Annotated in this window: 21 protein-coding genes; 15 read left to right on the top strand and 6 right to left on the bottom strand. The window is 67.6% G+C overall.

Going from position 1 to position 20,195, the window contains the following annotated elements:
* Window positions 1-231: 231 nt before the first annotated feature.
* Together QXH22_RS03155 and QXH22_RS03150 are read right to left on the bottom strand one after the other, a co-directional pair.
* A complete protein-coding gene (locus QXH22_RS03155; RefSeq protein ID WP_306241301.1) occupies window positions 232-621 on the bottom strand; it encodes a hypothetical protein in 390 nt (129 codons plus the stop codon).
* 10 nt (window positions 622-631) lie between these two features.
* Window positions 632-1,381: an enoyl-CoA hydratase gene (locus QXH22_RS03150; RefSeq protein ID WP_306274910.1), complete on the bottom strand. Its 750-nt coding sequence runs from the start codon at window positions 1,379-1,381 to the stop codon at window positions 632-634.
* 46 nt (window positions 1,382-1,427) lie between these two features.
* On the opposite strand from QXH22_RS03150, the gene QXH22_RS03145 reads away from it, so the two are divergent.
* Window positions 1,428-1,706, top strand: a complete 279-nt coding sequence (locus tag QXH22_RS03145; protein ID WP_306275952.1) for a DUF2277 domain-containing protein — start codon at window positions 1,428-1,430, stop codon at window positions 1,704-1,706.
* Entirely contained in the window at window positions 1,703-2,263 is a 561-nt protein-coding gene (locus QXH22_RS03140) for a DUF1802 family protein (protein ID WP_306274909.1), read from the top strand. The genes QXH22_RS03145 and QXH22_RS03140 overlap by 4 nt, the downstream gene beginning before the upstream one ends.
* Here the strand turns inward: QXH22_RS03140 and QXH22_RS03135 are convergent.
* Both QXH22_RS03135 and QXH22_RS03130 read right to left on the bottom strand, forming a co-directional pair.
* Window positions 2,222-3,922, bottom strand: coding sequence for a CocE/NonD family hydrolase (locus tag QXH22_RS03135; protein WP_306274908.1), 1,701 nt, complete (start codon window positions 3,920-3,922; stop codon window positions 2,222-2,224). The genes QXH22_RS03140 and QXH22_RS03135 overlap by 42 nt on opposite strands.
* Before the next feature lie 19 nt (window positions 3,923-3,941).
* On the bottom strand, window positions 3,942-4,517 hold the full coding sequence (locus tag QXH22_RS03130) for a DUF3558 domain-containing protein (protein ID WP_306241296.1): 576 nt from the start codon (window positions 4,515-4,517) through the stop codon (window positions 3,942-3,944).
* Window positions 4,518-4,624: 107 nt separating this feature from the next.
* Between QXH22_RS03130 and QXH22_RS03125 the strand changes: the two genes are divergently transcribed.
* The 5 genes from QXH22_RS03125 to QXH22_RS03105 all read left to right on the top strand — a co-directional run bounded on the left by QXH22_RS03125 (window position 4,625) and on the right by QXH22_RS03105 (window position 9,773).
* A complete protein-coding gene (locus tag QXH22_RS03125; RefSeq protein ID WP_371934147.1) occupies window positions 4,625-5,587 on the top strand; it encodes a metallophosphoesterase in 963 nt (320 codons plus the stop codon).
* Window positions 5,584-6,264 (top strand): 4'-phosphopantetheinyl transferase, encoded by a 681-nt coding sequence (locus tag QXH22_RS03120; protein WP_306241295.1) that lies wholly within the window; start codon window positions 5,584-5,586, stop codon window positions 6,262-6,264. The genes QXH22_RS03125 and QXH22_RS03120 overlap by 4 nt, the downstream gene beginning before the upstream one ends.
* Entirely contained in the window at window positions 6,261-7,160 is a 900-nt protein-coding gene (gene truB / locus QXH22_RS03115) for a tRNA pseudouridine(55) synthase TruB (protein ID WP_306241294.1), read from the top strand. Before QXH22_RS03120 ends, truB begins: the two co-directional genes overlap by 4 nt.
* Window positions 7,161-7,313: 153 nt before the next feature.
* Window positions 7,314-8,516, top strand: coding sequence for a lipid-transfer protein (locus QXH22_RS03110; protein ID WP_306274907.1), 1,203 nt, complete (start codon window positions 7,314-7,316; stop codon window positions 8,514-8,516).
* 3 nt (window positions 8,517-8,519) lie between these two features.
* Window positions 8,520-9,773: an acyl-CoA dehydrogenase family protein gene (locus tag QXH22_RS03105; protein WP_306274906.1), complete on the top strand. Its 1,254-nt coding sequence runs from the start codon at window positions 8,520-8,522 to the stop codon at window positions 9,771-9,773.
* Between the two features lie 42 nt (window positions 9,774-9,815).
* Here QXH22_RS03105 and mntR read toward each other — a convergent pair whose 3' ends face one another.
* The gene (gene mntR, locus QXH22_RS03100; protein WP_306274905.1) at window positions 9,816-10,520 is read right to left on the bottom strand and encodes a manganese-binding transcriptional regulator MntR; all 705 of its coding nucleotides are present in this window, start codon (window positions 10,518-10,520) and stop codon (window positions 9,816-9,818) included.
* 164 nt (window positions 10,521-10,684) lie between these two features.
* Between mntR and QXH22_RS03095 the strand changes: the two genes are divergently transcribed.
* The 6 genes from QXH22_RS03095 (at window position 10,685) to QXH22_RS03070 (ending at window position 17,484) form a co-directional block, all read left to right on the top strand.
* Complete coding sequence (locus tag QXH22_RS03095; protein ID WP_306241290.1) at window positions 10,685-11,659, top strand: bifunctional riboflavin kinase/FAD synthetase; 975 nt, start codon at window positions 10,685-10,687, stop codon at window positions 11,657-11,659.
* Between the two features lie 99 nt (window positions 11,660-11,758).
* Entirely contained in the window at window positions 11,759-12,028 is a 270-nt protein-coding gene (rpsO, locus tag QXH22_RS03090; RefSeq protein WP_036354818.1) for a 30S ribosomal protein S15, read from the top strand.
* Window positions 12,025-12,561 (top strand): hypothetical protein, encoded by a 537-nt coding sequence (locus tag QXH22_RS03085; protein WP_306275950.1) that lies wholly within the window; start codon window positions 12,025-12,027, stop codon window positions 12,559-12,561. The genes rpsO and QXH22_RS03085 overlap by 4 nt, the downstream gene beginning before the upstream one ends.
* A 334-nt stretch (window positions 12,562-12,895) precedes the next feature.
* Window positions 12,896-15,142: a polyribonucleotide nucleotidyltransferase gene (locus tag QXH22_RS03080; RefSeq protein WP_306274904.1), complete on the top strand. Its 2,247-nt coding sequence runs from the start codon at window positions 12,896-12,898 to the stop codon at window positions 15,140-15,142.
* Entirely contained in the window at window positions 15,120-16,451 is a 1,332-nt protein-coding gene (locus QXH22_RS03075) for a pitrilysin family protein (protein ID WP_306274903.1), read from the top strand. Before QXH22_RS03080 ends, QXH22_RS03075 begins: the two co-directional genes overlap by 23 nt.
* Before the next feature lie 4 nt (window positions 16,452-16,455).
* Window positions 16,456-17,484: a nitronate monooxygenase gene (locus QXH22_RS03070; protein WP_306241287.1), complete on the top strand. Its 1,029-nt coding sequence runs from the start codon at window positions 16,456-16,458 to the stop codon at window positions 17,482-17,484.
* Between the two features lie 33 nt (window positions 17,485-17,517).
* Here the strand turns inward: QXH22_RS03070 and ald are convergent, their stop codons facing one another.
* Window positions 17,518-18,633 (bottom strand): alanine dehydrogenase, encoded by a 1,116-nt coding sequence (gene ald, locus QXH22_RS03065; protein WP_306274902.1) that lies wholly within the window; start codon window positions 18,631-18,633, stop codon window positions 17,518-17,520.
* Window positions 18,634-18,741: 108 nt separating this feature from the next.
* Here ald and QXH22_RS03060 point away from each other — a divergent pair, with 108 nt between their 5' ends.
* Both QXH22_RS03060 and QXH22_RS03055 read left to right on the top strand, forming a co-directional pair.
* The gene (locus tag QXH22_RS03060) at window positions 18,742-19,203 is read left to right on the top strand and encodes an SRPBCC family protein (RefSeq protein WP_306241285.1); all 462 of its coding nucleotides are present in this window, start codon (window positions 18,742-18,744) and stop codon (window positions 19,201-19,203) included.
* A gap of 64 nt (window positions 19,204-19,267) precedes the next feature.
* Entirely contained in the window at window positions 19,268-20,194 is a 927-nt protein-coding gene (locus tag QXH22_RS03055; protein WP_306274901.1) for a metal-dependent hydrolase, read from the top strand.
* The last annotated feature ends 1 nt before the right edge of the window (window position 20,195 follow it).

Below are 20,195 nucleotides of genomic sequence, written 5' to 3'. Positions count from 1 at the left end.
GCGCGCAGAGGGGAGCAGAGGGGAAGGGTGGGGCGCGCCGCCTGCTCGGCGCTACCAGAAAAAATACGACGCCAAATCCGATACGTCAACACATAAAATACATTCATGCATCAGACGTCCAACCGGGCGGGCGAGTAGGGCGGTCGGCCCTGGCCGTGGGCGCGCCGCGCCGCGTTTTACCGAACCCGTCAGCCACTGCCGGCGACGCTCGCCGGTACGTCACGGTCGAGTTCAGCGTGGCGCTGTGTCAGGTACGGCGTTCAGCCAGATGAATAGTGCGGCAACGAAAGTGACACCGACGATGGTCAGGCCCAGGGCGGGCCAGAGGCACATCACCGACCGTCGAATTCCGGCTGTCACCGAACCGATCACCGCCACCAGCAAACCGGCAATGATCCCACCGGCGACCACGGCGATACCGAAGCCGGTCTGGGAGTAGAAGTGCTCGACGCCGGCGCTGTCGCAGTTGTCGCTGCACCCGGGCAGCATCAACCACATCGCCGGCCCCAACGCGCCGATGAAGGAGAGCACACTGGCCGCGAACTGCGCGACGAACAGGACGACCGTGAGGACGACGTCGGTGCTCGAACGCCGTGCGCGTTGCGGAGCCGGTTGTGGCATCACCAGTCGGTTAGCGCACCTGGGAACGTCCGCGTTGCAGTACCGCCTCACGATTCGCCGCGATGTCGTCGCCGCTGGTGCGGAACTGCCGTGCCGCAGCGGCTTCCAGCCACAGACCGCCGCCGATCTGGGCGTCGTCAATGTGGTGGTAGGACGCGAGCAGCGCCCTGACCGCATCCTGGTTGTTGCCGACGATGGAGGCTGCAACGGCGCGGGCGGTGGGCAGCAGTTGGTCATGCGCCACCACCTCGGTGACCAGCCCGGCACGCAGTGCGTCGGCGGCCGACAGGTAGTCGCCGGTCATGCTCATCCGCCGGGCGAGTCCGACGCCGACCTTCTGCGGCAGTCGCACGCTCAGGCCCCAGGTCGGCAGCAGGCCGACCCGGGCGTGGGTGTCGGCGAAACGGGCCTGCTCGGAGGCGATCAGGATGTCGCAGTAGAGCGCGAGCTCGAGCCCGCCGGTGACCGCGGCACCGTTGATGGCGCCGATCACCGGCTTGGTCAGCGCCGGCCAGCGTGGCGAGATATCGGGCAGAGCGGTCTGCCCGCCCAACTCCTTGAGGTCCAGTCCGGCGCAGAACACCGGATCGGCGCCGGTGACGATGATGACGTCGACGCCGTCGTCCGCCTCGGCGTCGGCGAGGGCACCGAAGAACTGGTCGCGCAGCGCCGCGGACAGCGCGTTGCGGGACTGCGGACGGTTCAGGGTCAGGGTGCGCACCCGCTCGTCTGTGTCGATCAGCAGGATCTCGTCGGTCATGGCTCTTACCGTAGCCAAAGCCGATGCCGCGCTTATCGTGGAGACCATGTGCCGCAATATCACCGAACTTCGTGGGCTGGAGCCGCCCGCCACTGCCCAGGAGATCGCGGCCGCGGCGCGCCAGTACGTACGCAAGGTCAGTGGGATCACCCATCCGTCCGCCGCCAACGCCGACGCGTTCGAAGCCGCGGTCGCCGAGGTGACCGCCTCGACCGCCCGGCTGCTTGACGCGCTGCCGCCTCGGCGGCAGCCGCCCAAGACCGTCCCGCCGTTGCGCCGCGCCCCTCAAGAAGGTCCAGTAGTGGCCCGCCAAGCGCTGAGATGACGAGCGCTCGAGCCACGACAGCGCTCAAAGAGTGGAGCGCGGCGGTGCGGGCGCTGCTCGACGGACGCCAGACGATCCTGCTGCGCAAGGGCGGCATCGGCGAGAAGCGCTTCGAGGTGGCTGCCGACGAGTTCCTGCTGTTCCCGACGGTGGCGCACAGCCACGCCCAGCGCGTCCGTCCCGAGCATCAGGATCTGCTCGCGGCCGGCGCCGCGGACAGCACCGAGGACTGGGTGACGGTGCGAGCAGCTGCGAAAATCGTTGCTGCACTTGCGGTTAACCGGCCTGAGCGATTGCCCGACATAGAGGATCTGCATATCTGGACCGCCGATTCGGTGCGCGCCGACCGGCTCGACTTCCGGCCCAGACATCAGCTCGCCGTCCTGGTGGTGTCGGCGATACCGCTCGTCGAACCGGTGCGGCTGACCCGCACCCCCGACTACGCCGGCTGTACCAGTTGGGTGCAGTTGCCCGGCGCGCCCCAGCTGTCGGCGCCCGTGCACGCCGATGCCGAGTTAGCCGAGGTCGTCCACCGGGTCCGTGCCGCCATCGCCTGAAGCCGGCAGCAGCAATCGGGACTCGCCGAAGTGCACCGAGTGGGTGGCCGGCTTGAGCTCGCGTCCGGTCAGCACCGGTTCGCCGGTGCCCAGGTTGGGCGCATAGCGCGGGACCCAGCTTCCGGAGATCAGGACGCGGATGCGCGACCCGGCCGCGAAGCGGTGCGCGATCGGATCGAGTTCGACGCGGACGCTACGTGCGGAGTCCCCGAGCCGGCGGTACCCGTCGCTCACGTTTCGGGATTGGCCTTTGGCATCCACTTCGCTGACCCGGACGAACAAATCGACGTGCGGGTTGTCGGAACTGTGCGCCAATTCCAGGACGGGGCTGCCATAGACGAACAGGTCCTCGGTCAGGGTGGCGCCGGTGAAGCTCAGCACGTCGTCGCGCTGGGCGAGCTCGGTGTCGTCGCGGTAGCCGCCCTTCGCCGACAGCAGCGGCCCGCCGGTCGTCGGGGTCGGGTTCTTCGGGTCGTAGCGGAAGTTCGCGGGCCGGGTTTTGGTCTCCGGCGGGGTGTCGCCCAGGTGCCCGTAGGGCTGCAGGTACAGGGCCAGTTCGTCGGTGGCCGGCGGCCAGTCGGGCAGGTGACGCCAGCCCTGGCCGGTCACGAAGACGTGCACGGGGCTCGGGCGGCTCAGCGCCGGTGCGCCGCCGAGGTGGAAGTCCAGCCAGTCCAGCGTTTCCCGCGTCGTGAGGGGGAGGGCTTTGGTGATCATCTGGACGTGCGTCCAGGGGCCGACCGTCATCGCGACGTTCACCCCCCGCCGGGACAGGTGCCGGTACTGCCGCGTCGTCTGGCCGACGAACAGGTCCTGCCAACCGCCGAGCAGCAACACCGGCACCTCGGCGCGATCCAGCGCGTCGGGAAAGCGCAACCGCTCCCAGAAAGGGTCGCCGGGTTCGGGTTGCGTCGCCCACGTTTCGAACCAGGGTGCCCCCGAGCCGAGCAGATCGCGTGCGGCCGGCCCGAACGGAACCCTCTGGACGGTCTTCGCCACTTTGCGGGGCGCCCGAAGGTGCCGGATGGCGTGCCGGAGGCGGCGGGGGTCCTCCTGCCGGCTCACCATGTCGCTCCAGCCGAGGAAGTCATTGACCGCAAATGTGCCTGTGCCCCAAATGGATTCGCAGAAGTCGTGCGGACCGGCCGCGATCACCGCGGCGGCCAGTTCCGGGGGCGGATCGTTGAGCAGCGCCCACTGGGTGAAGCCGAGGTAGGACAGCCCGACGGTGGCGAAGCGGCCGGTGAACCACGGTTGCTCGCGCAACCACTGCACCGTGTCGGCGCCGTCGTCCGCCTCGTTGGCCATCGGCTCGAACTCGCCGGCCGAGCCGAAGGTGCCCCGGACGCTCTGCATCACCACGTGATAGCCGCGGGCGGCATACAGGGTGGCGAAGGCCAGCGAGAACGGCAGCTTGCGCCCGTAGGGTCCCCGGACCAGCAACGTACCGGTCGGCTTGGACGTCTGGGGAGAGTAGTGGTCGGCGATGAGATGGACGCCGTCGCGCATCGGAATCTCGACGCGGTCGACGGTGTAACGCGTGGTGGCTCGTGGCAGTCCGAACGCGGCGCCGATCGCGCCGAGAGCGGCCCGACGGCCGAGACCGCTGGTCAGAGTCCGCTGCTTGAGTTGCTCACGCCGAAGGGATGTGATGCTCACACAGCCAGAGTAGGCAGGATCAGAATTTGTAGAACGGAGCGAGGTCGTTGGCCCGCTGCAGATTGGTGGACGGGCAGTCGACGTCGGGCTCGGAATACACGGTGGAGTAGAACAGCGACTGCTGGATGACGCCGTAGCTGGTCTTGAACGTCACCATGCAGGAGATGTACCAGAAGCTGTTGTGATAAGTCGGCTTCAAGGTCCAGTACTGGGCGGCGCGGTGGCCCTGGATCGTGGTCTCGACGGCGTCGGCGGGCAGCGTCTGGGCGTAGGTCCGCCACACGATCGGCTCCACGGCCAACTGGTAGTTGCCGGCGTCGAACTGGCAGCGCAGGCCTTCGAGCGGCTCAGGAGGGGTGAAAGCCAGTCCCAGCCGCTGCACCGCGTCGAACGGAATATCGGTGCAGGGATCGAACGGACTCGGGTCGCTCGTCGCAACGATCGGGCTCTTCATGGTGGTTTCCATTGGCTGAGCCGTCGACCGCAGCTCGACGGGCCCGCGCGCCGTCGGGGCCGGGGGAGCGAATTGGAAGCCGATGATCACCGCTGTGACCAGCGCACTCAGCGCTGCAGCCAGACGCACTTTGGCGAACACGACACCCCCTGCTCCCGGCGATCCTCTTGCCGGGAGTGTACAAGTCGCTGCAATGCAGCCGTAAGCGAAACGAGGCAATCCACTGCGGATCGCTAGGGTGGTGAATCGTGACAGGACATGAGCAGGGCGGGGGACAGCCGACACTGTGGGCTGTCTCGGACCTGCACACCGGTCACCTCGGCAACAAGCCCGTCACCGAGTCGCTGCATCCGTCGTCGCCGGACGATTGGCTGGTCGTCTGCGGGGATGTCGCCGAACGCACCGATGAGATCCGCTGGGCGCTGGATCTGCTGCGGCGGCGGTTCGCGAAGGTGATCTGGGTGCCGGGCAACCACGAACTGTGGACCACCAACAAAGACCCACTGCAGATCTTCGGCCGTGACCGCTACGACTATCTGGTCAACATGTGTGACGAGATGGGCGTCGTCACCCCCGAGCACCCTTTCCCGGTGTGGACCGAGCGGGGCGGCCCGGCCACCATCGTGCCGATGTTCCTGCTGTACGACTACACGTTCCTGCCGAACGGAGCCGCCACCAAGGCCGAAGGTCTGGCCATCGCCAAGGAACGCAACGTGGTGTGCACCGACGAGTTCCTGTTGTCCTGTGAGCCGTACGCCACCCGCGATGCCTGGTGCCGCGAGCGGGTCGCCAAGACGCGGGCCCGCCTCGAACAGCTCGACTGGATGCAGCCGACGGTGCTGGTCAACCATTTCCCGCTGGTGCGCGACCCCTGCGACGCGCTGTTCAACCCCGAGTTCGCGCTGTGGTGCGGCACCACCAAGACCGCCGACTGGCACACCCGCTACAACGCGATCTGCTCGGTCTACGGTCACCTGCACATTCCGCGCACCACCTGGTACGACGACGTGCGGTTCGAAGAGGTGTCGGTGGGTTACCCGCGCGAGTGGCGCCGGCGCAAGCCGTACAGCTGGCTGCGCCAGGTGCTGCCCGACCCGCAGTACGCGCCGGGCTACCTGAACGACTTCGGCGGGCACTTCACGATCACCCCTGAGATGCGGGCCCAGCACGCCCAATTTCAGGAACGACTGCGCCAGCGGCAGTCCCGGTGAACACCCGCACACTGGTGTCGTCGCTGCTGCCCGGCACCCTGGTCGACAACCTGGGCCATGCCGAGCTGTATTCGGACCCGCCGGACCTGCAGCCGCTGCCCGAGGAGGAGCCGCTGATCGCCCGGTCGGTGGCCAAGCGGCGCAATGAGTTCATCACCGTGCGGCACTGTGCCCGCGTGGCGCTGGGTGAGATCGGCGTGTCGCCCGTCCCGATCCTCAAGGGGGACAAGGGCGAACCGTGCTGGCCCGACGGTGTCGTCGGCAGCCTCACCCACTGCGCCGGCTACCGGGGCGCGGTGGTGGGACGTGACGGGCCGGTGCGCTCGGTGGGCATCGACGCCGAACCGCACGATGTGCTGCCCAACGGCGTGCTGGACGCGATCAGCCTGCCGGCCGAGCGCGCCGAGATTCCTGCGGCACTGCCGAACGAATTGCATTGGGACCGAATCCTGTTCTGCGCCAAGGAAGCAACGTACAAAGCGTGGTTCCCGCTGACCAAGCGCTGGCTGGGTTTCGAGGACGCACACATCACGTTCCAGGCGGACTCGCCGGCCGCCGGCCGCTTCGTCTCCCGGATCCTGATCGATCCCGAAGCCCTGTCGGGTCCGCCGCTGGCGTCGTTGACCGGGCGCTGGTCGGTCGAGCGCGGGCTGGTGCTCACCGCGATCGTGCTATGACCGAAACCGGCCCCGGGCTGGGCGCCGGATTGGTCGTTGTCGACAAACCGGCCGGGATGACCAGTCACGACGTCGTGGGGCGGTGCCGACGGATCTTCGGCACCCGCCGGGTGGGTCATGCCGGGACGTTGGACCCGATGGCCACCGGTGTCCTCGTGATCGGCATCGAGCGCGCCACCAAGATCCTCGGCCTGTTGACCGCCACGACGAAGTCGTATGCGGCCACCATCCGGCTGGGCCAGTCCACCTCCACCGATGACGCGGAAGGTGAACTGCTGCAGTCGGTTCCGGCGGACCACGTCACCGACGAGGCGATCGCGGCGGCGCTGGACGGGCTGCGCGGTGACATCGAGCAGGTGCCGTCGGCGGTCAGCGCGATCAAGGTCGCCGGCCGGCGCGCCTACCAGCTGGCCCGCGAAGGTCAGGCCGTCGAACTGCGGGCCCGGCCGGTGCGCATCGACCGGTTCGAGGTGCTGGCGACGCGTCGCGCGGAGGGCCTGATCGATCTCGACGTGGCGGTCGACTGCTCGTCGGGTACCTATATCCGCGCGCTGGCCCGCGATCTCGGCGCCGCGCTCGGTGTGGGTGGTCACCTGACCGCGCTGCGGCGCACCCGGGTCGGGCGGTTCGACCTGCGCCACGCCGTGACGCTCGAGGACCTGGCCGAGCGCCCGCGCCTGTCGCTGAGCCTCGATGAGGCGTGCCTGCTGATGTTCGCGCGTCGTGACCTGACGGCCGAGGAGGCCGACGCCGCCGCCAACGGCCGGCCGCTGACACCGGCCGGTCTCGATGGCGTGTACGCGGCCGCCGCCGAGGACGGCCGGGTGATCGCGTTGCTGTGCGACGAGGGTCGCCGCACCAGATCGGTGGTGGTGATCCGCCCGTCGACGTTGTAGAGCTCTCTGCTCGCCGAGGCTGTAACTCTGCAGCGAAAGTGCGAGTGCGGGTCTGCAATTCTTCAGCCTCGACGTTGGACCGCCCCCGGTCGGCCGTCTTGGTCAGCCGAGTTGCACACTGGGAGACAAGTCGATCAAGCCGAGGGGGCAAAGGTGCCTGCTAAGAGTCGTAACAAGGTTTTCGTCGTGGGCGTGGGCATGACGAAGTTCGAGAAGCCGGGCCGGCGTGAAGGCTGGGACTACCCGCAGATGGCCAAGGAATCCGGCACCAAAGCGCTGCAGGACGCGGGCATCGACTACCCCGAGATCGAACAGGGTTTCGTTGGATACGTGGCCGGCGACTCCACCTGCGGACAGCGGGCTCTCTACGAGCTCGGCATGACCGGGATCCCGATCGTCAACGTCAACAACAATTGCTCCACCGGGTCCACCGCGCTGTATCTGGGCGCGCAGGCCATTCGCGGCGGGCTGGCCGACTGCGTGCTGGCGCTGGGCTTCGAAAAGATGCAGCCGGGCTCCTTGCAGGGCGGCGCCAACGACCGGGAGTCCCCGCTGGGCCGGCACGTCAAGGCGCTGGCCGAGATCGACGAGTTCGCCTTTCCGGTGGCGCCCTGGATGTTCGGCGCGGCCGGCCGCGAGCACATGAAGAAGTACGGCACCACGGCTGAGCATTTCGCCAAGATCGGCTTCAAGAACCACAAGCATTCGGTGAACAACCCCTACGCCCAGTTCCAGGACGAGTACACCCTCGATGACATCCTGGCCGCGAAGATGATCTCCGACCCACTCACCAAACTGCAGTGCTCACCGACCTCGGACGGATCGGCGGCGGTGGTGCTGGCCAGCGAGGATTACGTCGCCCGGCATGACCTGGCCGGGCAGGCGGTGGAGATCGTCGGGCAGTCGATGACCACCGATTTCGGCTCCACGTTCGACGGCAGCGCCCGCAACATCATCGGCTACGACATGAATGTGCAAGCCGCCCAACAGGTTTACCAGCAGTCGGGGCTCGGTCCCGACGACTTTCAGGTGATCGAACTGCACGACTGCTTCTCCGCCAACGAGCTGCTGCTCTACGAAGCCCTCGGCCTGTGCGGCGAGGGCGAGGCGCCCAAGCTGATCGACGACAACCAGACCACCTACGGCGGACGCTGGGTGGTCAACCCGTCGGGCGGGCTGATCTCCAAGGGCCACCCGCTCGGTGCGACGGGGCTGGCGCAGTGTTCCGAGCTCACCTGGCAACTGCGCGGAACCGCGGACAAGCGCCAGGTGGACAACGTCAGCGCCGCCCTGCAGCACAACATCGGGCTGGGTGGCGCGGCCGTCGTCACCGCCTACCAGCGCGCCGAGCGCTGAGCTGTGATCGAGTGGTCCGAAACCGATCTGATGGTGCGCGACACCGTCCGTCAGTTCGTGGACAAGGAGATCCGGCCCAACCTGGATGCCCTGGAAACCGGCGAAATGCCGCCTTACCCGATCGCGCGCAAACTGTTCAGCCAGTTCGGTCTCGATGTGCTGGCCGCGGAATCGGTGAAGAAGATGCTCGACCGCGAGCGCGCCAGCAAGGACGGTGACTCCGAGCCCGAAAAAGCTGACAGTGCAGACGGTTTCGGCGCCCAGGGCTCGATGGTCGCGGTGCTGGTGTCCGAGATCGCCCGGGTCAGCATCGGGCTGCTGAGCACGGCGTCGGTGAGCCTGGGCCTGGGTGCGGCGACCATCATGAGCCGCGGCACCCTGGCTCAGAAGGAGCGCTGGCTGCCCGATTTGATGACGCTGAACAAGATCGCTGCCTGGGCCATCACCGAACCGGATTCCGGCTCGGACGCATTCGGCGGAATGAAGACCTATGTCAAACGGGATGGCCAGGACTACATCCTCAACGGCCAGAAGACGTTCATCACCAACGGGCCGTACGCCGATGTGCTGGTCGTCTACGCCAAGCTCGCCGACGATGCGGCCGGTGCTTCCGCCACGGACCCACGCAACCGGCCGGTGCTGGTGTTCGTGCTCGATTCCGGGATGCCCGGCCTCACCCAGGGCAAGCCGTTCAAGAAGATGGGCATGATGTCCTCGCCGACGGGGGAGTTGTTCTTCGACAACGTCCGGCTGAGTCCCGACCGGTTGCTGGGCGAAAGTGAGCAGCCCGGCGACGGCGACGGCCGGGAGAGCGCCCGGGCCAACTTCGCCGCCGAACGGATCGGCATTGCGATGATGGCGCTGGGCATCATCAACGAATGCCACCGGTTGTGCGTGGACTACGCGAAGAGTCGCACGTTGTGGGGCAAGAACATCGGGCAGTTCCAGCTGATCCAGCTGAAACTGGCCAGGATGGAGATCGCCCGGATGAACGTGCAGAACATGGTGTTTCACACCATCGAGCGCCAGCAGGCCGGCAAACCGCTGACACTCGCCGAGGCATCGGCGATCAAGCTGTACAGCTCCGAGGCCGCCACCGACGTCGCGATGGACGCCGTGCAATTGTTCGGCGGCAACGGCTACATGGCGGAGTACCGCGTGGAACAGCTTGCGCGCGATGCGAAGTCATTGATGATTTACGCCGGCAGCAACGAGGTTCAGGTGACCCACATCGCCAAGGGGCTGCTGTCGGGCTGAGAGACCGTCCGCTCGGCGAAGGCGAGAACGCCACACACGCCGCTAGCCCACTACCCAGATCGCCCGCGCGGCCGGGCTGCCCAGCTCGACGGTGGCCGTCGCCCCGTCGCCCGACGACACCGCCACCGAGATCATGCCGGCGAACTCGCGGCGCGTGAGCACCTGCAGCTGTGAATCCAGGTTGATTCCCACGCTGTCGAAGTACCGCAACATTTCCGGGTCGGCGTCGGAAATGCGGGCCACCTTGCCGGTGTCGCCGTCGCGGCAGGCCCACAGCTGACGCGCCGGTGGCGTCGGCACCTGCCCGTCGGTGGCCGGTATCGGGTCGCCGTGCGGGTCGCGGTGGGGGTAGCCCAGCTTGGCGTCGATGCGCGCCACCAGCCGGTCGGACACCGCGTGCTCGAGCACCTCGGCCTCGTCGTGCACCTCGTCCCAGCCGTATCCCAGCTCGTTGACCAGGAACGTCTCCAGCAGCCGGTGCCGGCGCACCATGCCCAGCGCCGCCCGCCGGCCAGATTCCGTCAGCGTCACCGCGCCGTACTTCTCGTGGTTCACCAGCCCCTGCTCGGCGAGCTTGCGGATGGACTCCGATGCGGTGCTGGCGGACACCCCGATCTTCTCGGCGAGCATCTTGGTGCTCACCTTCTGTGGAACCCCGTCGGGGGACCACTCCTGGACAGTCCAAATGACTTTCAAATAGTCCTGGGCAACCGGGGTGAGCCCGCCAGGCTCGTCGTCAGCCCTCACAACCACAAATCTTAGGCAATCCACGCCTAATCCGGCGCCGTGGGCGCCGAGCCTGCACCCACGACATCGCGTCTGCGCCCAGGAGCGGACCCGCCGAGCAGTCTCCGGCGTGGACGCGGCCTCGGTATGAAAGCGGCCTACCGGACACCCGATAGGCTTGCGGCGTGCAGCGGTGGCGCGGCCAGGACGAGATCCCCACAGACTGGGGCCGATGTGTGCTGACCATAGGGGTCTTCGACGGGGTGCACCGAGGGCACGCCGAGTTGATCGCGCATGCGGTCAAGGCGGGCCGCGCCCGCGGCGTGCCGTCGGTGCTGATGACCTTCGACCCCCATCCGATGGAGGTCGTTTATCCGGGCAGCCACCCGGCCCAGCTGACGACGCTGACGCGGCGGGCCGAACTCGTCGAGGAGCTGGGCATCGACGTCTTCCTGGTGATGCCCTTCACCACCGATTTCATGAAGCTCACGCCGGACCGCTACATCCACGAGCTGCTGGTAGAACACCTGCACGTGGTGGAGGTGGTGGTGGGTGAGAATTTCACCTTCGGCAAGAAGGCGGCCGGCAGCGTCGAAACCCTGCGCAAGGCCGGTGACCGGTTCGGGTTCGCGGTGGAAGCGATGTCGCTGCTGTCCGAGCACCACAGCAACGAGACCGTGACGTTCTCTTCGACCTACATCAGGTCCTGCGTGGACGCCGGCGACGTGCTGGCGGCTACCGAAGCGCTGGGCCGCCCGCACCGGGTCGAAGGCGTCGTGGTGCGAGGCTACGGCCGGGGGTCCGAACTTGGGTTTCCCACCGCGAATGTGGCGCCGCCGATGTATTCCGCCATTCCGGCCGACGGCGTGTACGCGGCATGGTTCACGGTGCTCGGGCACGGGCCGGTGACCGGCACCGTGATTCCTGGTGAGCGGTACCAGGCCGCGGTGTCCGTCGGCACCAACCCGACATTCTCCGGGCGGACCCGCACCGTGGAGGCCTTCGTCCTGGACACCAGCGCCGACCTGTACGGCCAGCATGTGGCGCTGGACTTCGTCGCGCGGATTCGCGGTCAGCAGAGATATGACTCGATCGCCGACCTGGTCGAGGAGATCGGCAGGGACACCGAGCGCACCCGCGGCCTGCTGAACCAGCCCTGAGCCCTGCTAGACTGCCCGACGACATCGGCGCGTGCTGCGGTTCGCGGTGGCCGCGCTGTGAAAATCCTTGATCGCGGACCTATTGATGGAGATGTTTTCGTGGCGCTTACTGCCGAGCAGAAGAAAGAAATTCTGAAGTCCTACGGACTGCACGAGACCGACACCGGATCCCCGGAGGCGCAGATCGCGCTGCTGACCAAGCGCATCGCCGACCTCACCGAGCACCTCAAGGTCCACAAGCATGACCACCACTCGCGCCGCGGCCTGCTGCTGCTCGTCGGCCGCCGCAAGCGCCTGGTCAAGTACCTGACCCAGGTCGACGTGGAGCGCTACCGTTCGCTGATCGAGCGGCTGGGTCTGCGCCGCTGACCCGTGGCGCGTCAGGCGCCGTCGCGGCCCTCATCGTGGCCGTCGTCGTCGGCGCAGTGACCGGGTGTTCGGCGGGGAAAAGTGGCTCCGACCTGAGTGAATTCACAGTGGGGGACTGTCTGCGGCTTGGCGGCACCGCTGCTCAGCCGCAGGCAGCCAAGGCGCCGTGCGGGAGCCCGGAGTCCAACTTCAAAGTTGTCGCTGTCGTGAAAGACCGGGCCCAGTGCCCGTCTGACGTCGATTCGTCGTACTCGACCCACAACTCGATCAGCGGCTCGGACGCTACCGTCTGCCTGGACATCGACTGGGTGATCGGTGGCTGCATGAGCGTGGATCCACACCACATCGCCGATCCCTTCCGCGTCGACTGCAACGACGTCTCGGTGCCCAACCGGCAGCGCGCCACCCAGATCCTCAGAGACTTGGACCCACCCGTCTCGGTGGATCAGTGCACCAGCGGCCTGGGCTACACGTATTCCCAGCGGCGGTTCGCCGTGTGCGTCGAGGACATCAGCAGCGCACCCCGGAGCTAGAGGTCGGACGCACAGGGTGGCGGGTTGTGCCCCCATGTTTCCAGTACCCGGAGTTAGCTCGGTGTAGAGTGAGGACGTTCTGGGCCTGTTCGGCCCGAGCACCTTGGTGCGGTTCGCGCAGATCCGCGTGCGCCGTTCCAGCGAGTCGCCACGCGTGTCACGGGAAGCAGCTCTGTATCGGGCGGTCTTCGGTAGTGGCTGCCGGGCTCCCAGGATCTGGGGCAGGTCGGCAGCTTCGATCGATGGCCGTAGCCGCATTCAGACACTGCTCCCTGGTTTGCTCGCGCACCGACTTGCGAAACAGCTGAATAACCAGAGAGGCCGCACTGACGTTATGTCTGCGACTGAAATCGAAGAAGGCGTCTTCGAGTCCACCGCCACCATCGACAACGGGAGCTTCGGCACCCGCACCATCCGGTTCGAGACGGGACGCCTGGCTTTACAGGCTGCCGGCTCGGTGGTCGCTTACCTCGACGACGAGAACATGCTGCTGTCGGCGACCACCGCCAGCAAGAACCCGAAGGAACATTTCGACTTCTTCCCCCTGACCATCGATGTCGAAGAGCGGATGTACGCCGCGGGACGTATCCCGGGGTCGTTCTTCCGTCGGGAGGGCCGGCCCTCCACCGACGCGATTCTGACCTGCCGGCTGATCGACCGGCCGCTGCGCCCGTCCTTCGTCGACGGCTTGCGCAACGAGATCCAGGTCGTCGTGACGGTCTTGAGCCTGGACCCCAACGACCTGTACGACGTCGTGGCGATCAACGCCGCGTCGGCGTCCACCCAGATTTCCGGCCTGCCGTTCTCCGGACCGGTCGGCGGCGTCCGGGTGGCGCTCATCGACGGCACCTGGGTTGCCTTCCCCACCGTCGAGCAGCTCGATCGTGCGGTGTTCGACATGGTCGTCGCCGGCCGCAAAGTCGACGGGGACGTCGCGATCATGATGGTCGAGGCCGAAGCCACCGAGAAGGTCATCGAGCTCGTCGAGGGCGGCGCCCAGGCGCCGACCGAGACCGTGGTCGCCGAAGGGCTGGAGGCGGCCAAGCCGTTCATCGCCGCCCTGTGCACGGCGCAGCAGGAACTGGCCGAGGCGGCCGCGAAAGACACGCGCGACTACCCGACGTTCCCCGACTACGAGGACGACGTCTACTACTCGGTGGCATCGGTGGCCACCGACGAACTCACCGAGGCACTGTCGATCGGCGGCAAGGCCGAGCGTGACAAGCGCACCGACGAGCTCAAGACCCAGGTGGTCGAGCGACTGGCCGGCACCTATGAGGGCCGGGAGAAAGAGATCGGCGCCGCGTTCCGCTCGCTGACCAAGAAACTGGTCCGCCAGCGCATCCTCACCGACCACTTCCGCATCGACGGGCGCGGCATCACCGACATCCGCGCGTTGTCGGCCGAGGTCGCTGTCGTTCCGCGGGCGCATGGCAGCGCGCTGTTCGAGCGCGGCGAGACCCAGATCCTGGGTGTGACCACCCTGGACATGGTCAAGATGGCCCAGCAGATCGACTCGCTCGGGCCGGAAACCTCCAAGCGCTACATGCACCACTACAACTTCCCGCCGTTCTCCACCGGCGAGACCGGCCGGGTCGGTTCGCCCAAGAGGCGTGAGATCGGGCACGGCGCGCTGGCCGAGCGGGCTCTGATCCCGGTGCTGCCCAGCGTCGAGGAGTTCCCGTATGCGATCCGGCAGGTGTCGGAGGCCCTGGGCTCCAACGGCTCGACGTCGATGGGCTCGGTCTGCGCGTCCACGCTGGCGCTGCTCAATGCCGGGGTGCCGCTCAAGGCGCCGGTGGCCGGCATCGCGATGGGCCTGGTCTCTGACGACGTCGAAGGAGAAACCCGCTACGTCACCCTGACCGACATCCTGGGCGCCGAGGACGCGTTCGGCGACATGGACTTCAAGTGCGCCGGCACCAAGGACTTCGTCACCGCGCTGCAGCTGGACACCAAGCTCGACGGGATCCCCTCGAAGGTCCTCGCCGGCGCGCTCGCGCAGGCCAAGGACGCCCGGCTCACCATTCTCGAGGTCATGGCCGAGGCCATCGACCGTCCCGACGAGATGAGCCCGTACGCCCCCCGGGTCACCACCATCAAGGTGCCGGTGGACAAGATCGGTGAGGTCATCGGCCCCAAGGGCAAGGTCATCAACGCGATCACCGAGGAGACCGGCGCGCAGATCTCCATCGAGGACGACGGCACCGTGTTCGTCGGGGCCACCGACGGTCCCTCGGCCCAGGCCGCGATCGACCGCATCAACGCCATCGCCAACCCGCAGCTGCCGACGGTCGGGGAGCGGTTCCTCGGAACCGTGGTCAAGACCACCGATTTCGGTGCGTTCGTGTCGCTGCTGCCGGGACGCGACGGTCTGGTCCACATCTCCAAACTCGGCAAGGGCAAGCGGATCGCCAAGGTCGAGGACGTGGTCAACGTCGGCGACAAGCTGCGGGTGGAGATCGCCGACATCGACAAGCGGGGCAAGATCTCGCTGGTTCTGGTGGACGACGACGATGCCGCTGCCGCTCCGGAGCCTTCGGGAGCAGCGCCCGCCGATGCCGCGACGGTCAGCAGCTGACACCGGGGGCGCTCCGCCCCCGGATAAGGGAGCAGTGCGTCGTACTACCCTGCCCGGCGGTCTGCGCGTCGTCACTGAATATCTGCCCGCGGTGCGCTCGGCATCGGTCGGTGTCTGGGTCGGGGTGGGATCCCGCGACGAGGGCACGACCGTGGCCGGTGCCGCGCACTTCCTCGAGCATCTGCTGTTCAAGTCGACGCCGACCCGTACCGCGGTAGACATCGCTCGGTCGATGGACGCCGTGGGCGGTGAGCTCAACGCGTTCACCGCCAAGGAACACACGTGCTACTACGCGCACGTGCTGGACACCGACCTGGCGCTGGCGATCGACCTGGTCGCCGACGTGGTGCTCAATGGTCGCTGTGCCGTCGAGGACGTCGAGCTGGAACGCGATGTGGTCCTCGAGGAGATCGCAATGCGCGACGACGACCCCGAGGACGCGCTGGCCGACATGTTCATGACGGCGCTGTTCGGTGACCACCCGGTGGGCCGCCCGGTGATCGGCAGCGTGCAATCGGTGTCGTCGATGTCGCGGTCGCAACTGCACTCGTTCCACCTGCGCCGGTACACCCCGGAGCGGATGGTCGTGGCGGTGGCCGGCAACGTCGACCACGACGAGGTCGTCGCGCTGGCGCGCGAGCATTTCGCGGCCCGCCTGGTGCGCGGGCGCCGGCCGGTGGCGCCGCGCAAGGGGGCGGGGCGGGTGACCGGCGACCCCGGCCTGGTGATGAGCAGTCGAGACGCCGAGCAGACGCATGTCTCGCTCGGCGTCCGCACGCCGGGCCGCGGCTGGCAGCACCGCTGGGCGATGTCGGTGTTGCACACCGCGCTGGGCGGCGGGCTGAGTTCGCGGCTGTTCCAGGAGATCCGCGAGGCGCGGGGATTGGCGTACTCGGTCTACTCGTCGCTGGACATCTTCGCCGACAGTGGCGCGTTTTCGGTGTACGCCGCCTGCCTGCCCGAACGCTTCGCCGACGTCATGAAGATCACCAACGAAGTGCTGGAGTCGGTGGCCCGCGACGGCATCACCGAGGACGAATGCCGGATCGCCAAAGGGTCGCTGCGCGGCGGGCTGGTGCTGGGCCTGGAAGACTCCGGCTCCCGGATGAGCCGGATCGGTCGCAGCGAGCTGAACTACGGCAGCCACCGCAGCATCGAGCACACGCTGCGAAAGATCGAGCAGGTCACCCTCGACGAGGTCAACGCGGTGGCCCGGCGCCTGCTGAACAAGCCTTACGGCGCTGCCGTCCTCGGCCCGTACAGCACGAAACGATCGCTGCCCCAACAACTTCGAGCGATGGTAAGTTAACCCGATGGTTTTGGGTTTCTGGGACATCGCCGCGCCCATCGTGGGTGCGCCGATGGCTGGCGGCCCTGGGACCCCCGAGCTGGCCGCGGCGGTGTCGAACGCGGGCGGGCTCGGCATGGTCGCCGGCGGCTACCTGACCGCGGAGCAGTTCGCCGACGATATCGCCAAGGCACGCGCCGCGACGACGGGACCCGTCGGGGTCAACCTGTTCGTCCCTCAGCCCAGCGTCGCCGACTGGGTGCAACTCGAGTACTACGCCGAAGACCTCGAGGAGGTCGCCGACCACTACCGCGTCGAAGTGGGTCATCCGGTGCACGGCGACGACGACGACTGGCAACGCAAACTCGAGGTCGTGGCCGACGTGCGCCCGGAGATGGTGTCGTTCACCTTCGGGGCGCCGCCGCCGGATGTCATCCGGATGCTGAGCGCGCAGGGCCTGTTGGTGTCGGTCACGGTGACGTCGGCCTACGAGGCCGGAATCGCCGTCGCCGCAGGTGCGGACAACCTAGTGGTCCAGGGCCCCGCGGCCGGAGGCCACCGCGGCACGTTTGCGCCGGACATGGAGCCCGGCGCCGAGTCGCTGCACCAGCTGCTGGACCGGATCGGCAGCGCGCATGATGTGCCGATGATCGCGGCCGGCGGGCTGGGCACCGTCGAACAGATCGCGGCGGTGTTGCGCAGGGGAGCGGTGGCCGCGCAGGTGGGCACCGCGCTGCTGCTGGCCGACGAGGCCGGCACGCACCCGGCCTACCGGGTCGCGCTGAAGAACCCGGAGTTCGACTCGACCGTCGTCACCCGCGCGTTCTCCGGCCGCTATGCCCGTGGTCTGGCGAACAATTTCACCCGTCTGCTGGATCACGTTGCGCCGCTTGGATATCCGGAGGTCAATCAGATGACCAAGCCGATCCGCGCGGCGGCGATCGAGATGGAGGACCCGCACGGCACAAACCTGTGGGCGGGCGAGGGTTACCGGGAGACCCGCAGCGGGCCGGCGGCCGACATCGTCACCGCGCTGGCCCCCTACATTCGCTGACCGGCCTGCTGACCGGCCTGCTGACCGGGTTCGCTAACCGGCGAGCAGGCCGGCCGGATCGGTGAACGGCAGGCCCAGGTCCTCGGCCACATGGTCGGCCAGCAGTTCGCCCGCATGCGTCGAAAGTCCTTTGGCCAGAGCGGGATCTGACCGGCAGGCGGCCTGCCACCCCAGATCGGCCAGTTTGCGCACATACGGCATGGTGGCGATGGTCAGCGCGTACGTCGACGTCTTGGGTACCGCGCTGGGCATGTTGGCCACGCAGTAGAACAGCGTGTCGTGCACCGTGAACGTCGGATCGTCGTGGGTGGTCGGGCGGGAGTCTTCGAAGCAGCCACCCTGGTCGATCGAAATGTCCACCAGTACTGCTCCCGGCTTCATCTGTGCCACAAGCGAATTCGGGATCAGGCTGGGCGCCTTCGCGCCGGGCACGAGCACCGCGCCGACCACCAGGTCGGCGCGTGTGACGGCGCCCTCCAGCTCGTAGGCCGAGGAGTAGCGGGTGCCGATCCGGCCGGCGAACTCCGCGTCGAGCAGCCGGAGCTTGTGCAGGTTGACGTCGAGCACCATCACCGATGCCCCCATGCCGCTGGCGACCCGGGCCGCGTTGTAGCCGGCAGTGCCACCGCCGATCACCACGACGTCGGCGGGTTTGACGCCGGGCACCCCGCCCATCAGGGCGCCGCGGCCGCCCTGAGTCCGCATCAGGTGATAGGCCCCGACCTGAGCGGAGAGGCGCCCGGCCACCTCGCTCATCGGAGCCAGCAGCGGTAACGATCCGTCGGCGGTCTGGACCGTCTCGTAGGCGATCGAGGTGGCCCCGGAGGCCAGCAGTGCGTCGGTGCACGATCGCGAGGCAGCCAGGTGCAGGTAGGTGAACAGGACCAGCCCGGAACGTAGGTGGGGGTATTCGGCGGGCATCGGTTCCTTGACCTTCAACACCAGGTCCGCGGCCCACACCTCGGCCGCGGTATCGGCCAGCACGGCCCCGGCCGCTTTGAACTCGGCATCGGTGATCGCCGACCCCTCCCCGGCCCCGGCCTGAACCTGCACGTCATGACCGTGCTGAACTAACTCCGCCACTCCGGCCGGGGTGATCGCGACCCGGAATTCGTTGTTCTTGGTCTCGGTCGGAATTCCGATGCGCATGACTTCCAGTGTGTAGAAACATCGGGGATGACGCGAGCCACGCCGCGCGTTCGGAGACAACTCAAACATCGCAGATTCGGCGGTGACCGCCCTGGCTATGATCAGCCCATGAACCAGCCCTCGGCGACAGCGACCGTCCAGATCGACGCCAGCCCGGAGGCGGTGTACGGACTGATTACCGATCTTCCGACGCTGGCCGCGCTGGCCGAGGAGGCGGTGTCGATGGAGCTGCGCAAGGGTGCCGCGGTCACCAAGGGGGCGGTGTTCGTCGGCCACAACGAGAACGGCAGCAAACGCTGGACGACGAAATGCACCGTCACCGACGCCGAGCCGGGCAAGGTCTTCGCTTTCGACGTGCGGCACACGATCTTCCCAATCGCACGCTGGCAGTACGACATCGTGCCGGCCGACGGCGGCTGCCGGGTGACCGAGAGCACCTGGGACCGCCGGCCCGGCTGGTTCGCCAAAGTGGCAGGTAGGGCCACCGGAGTCGCCGATCGGACGGCGGCCAACGCCAAGCACATCGAGCTGACGCTGCAGCGTCTGAAGCAGCGCGCCGAGAAAAGGTAGTACCGCGGGTATCGCATACCTGGGGCATTTCAGTACACTTGCCACTCGAGGCAAGGGGGCCGTGATGAGCACAGTTGACGATCGGGCGGTGGGTCCGCATTCGAGGTCGGACTCGGCCAGGGCGCCGGCCGACCATGAACGGCTGGTTCTCGAGGCGCGCAACGTCTCTTTCGATTGGGCCGACCTGCCGTTCCACTACGTGCCCGGCCAGCCGATGGCCACCCACGTCCTCAATGTGCTGCACCTGCTGCTGCCCGCCGGTGAGGAATTCTTCGTCGACGTCTTCAAGAAGACGCTGCCGCTGATCAAAGACGACCAACTGCGCCTGGACGTGCAGGGATTCATCGGGCAGGAGGCGATGCACTCCCAGGCGCACTCCGGAGTGCTGGCCCACTTCGACGCGCAGGGTATCGATCTGACGCCGTTCACCGACCAGGTGCGCTGGCTATTCGGAAAGCTCCTGGGGGAGCGGCCGCATCGCAGCGTGCGCCGGCAGCACACCTGGTTGCTCGAGCAGGTGGCGTTCATCTCGGCGATCGAGCACTACACCGCCGTGCTGGGCGAGTGGATCCTGGACTCGCCGGCGCTGGACGCCGTCGGTACCGACCCGGTGATGCTGGACATGCTGCGCTGGCACGGCGCCGAAGAGGTGGAACACAAGGCCGTCGCATTCGACACCATGCGGCACCTGCGGGCCGGGTACTGGCGGCAGGTGCGGGCCCAGCTGGCCGTGACACCGGTGCTGACCCTGTTGTGGATTCGCGGCGTGCGGTTCATGTTCTCGGTGGACCCGTGCGTGCCGCCCGGCACCAAGGCGCGCTGGCGCGACTACCTGCGCGCCGCACGGCGCGGGCTGGTGCCCGGGCTGCGCCGGCTGATCGGTGTCGTCGGGTCCTACTATCGCCCGGGCTTCCACCCGTCCCAGCTGGGTGGGCTGGAGCGCGCCGTCGACTATCTCGCGGTGTCGCCCGCCGCGCGGGCCTCGCACTGAA

The organism is Mycobacterium sp. TY814, assembly GCF_030755175.1.
GTDB lineage: Bacteria > Actinomycetota > Actinomycetes > Mycobacteriales > Mycobacteriaceae > Mycobacterium.
Note: the sequence above shows the minus strand (reverse complement) of the source record. Positions and strands in the feature narration are given on the sequence as shown.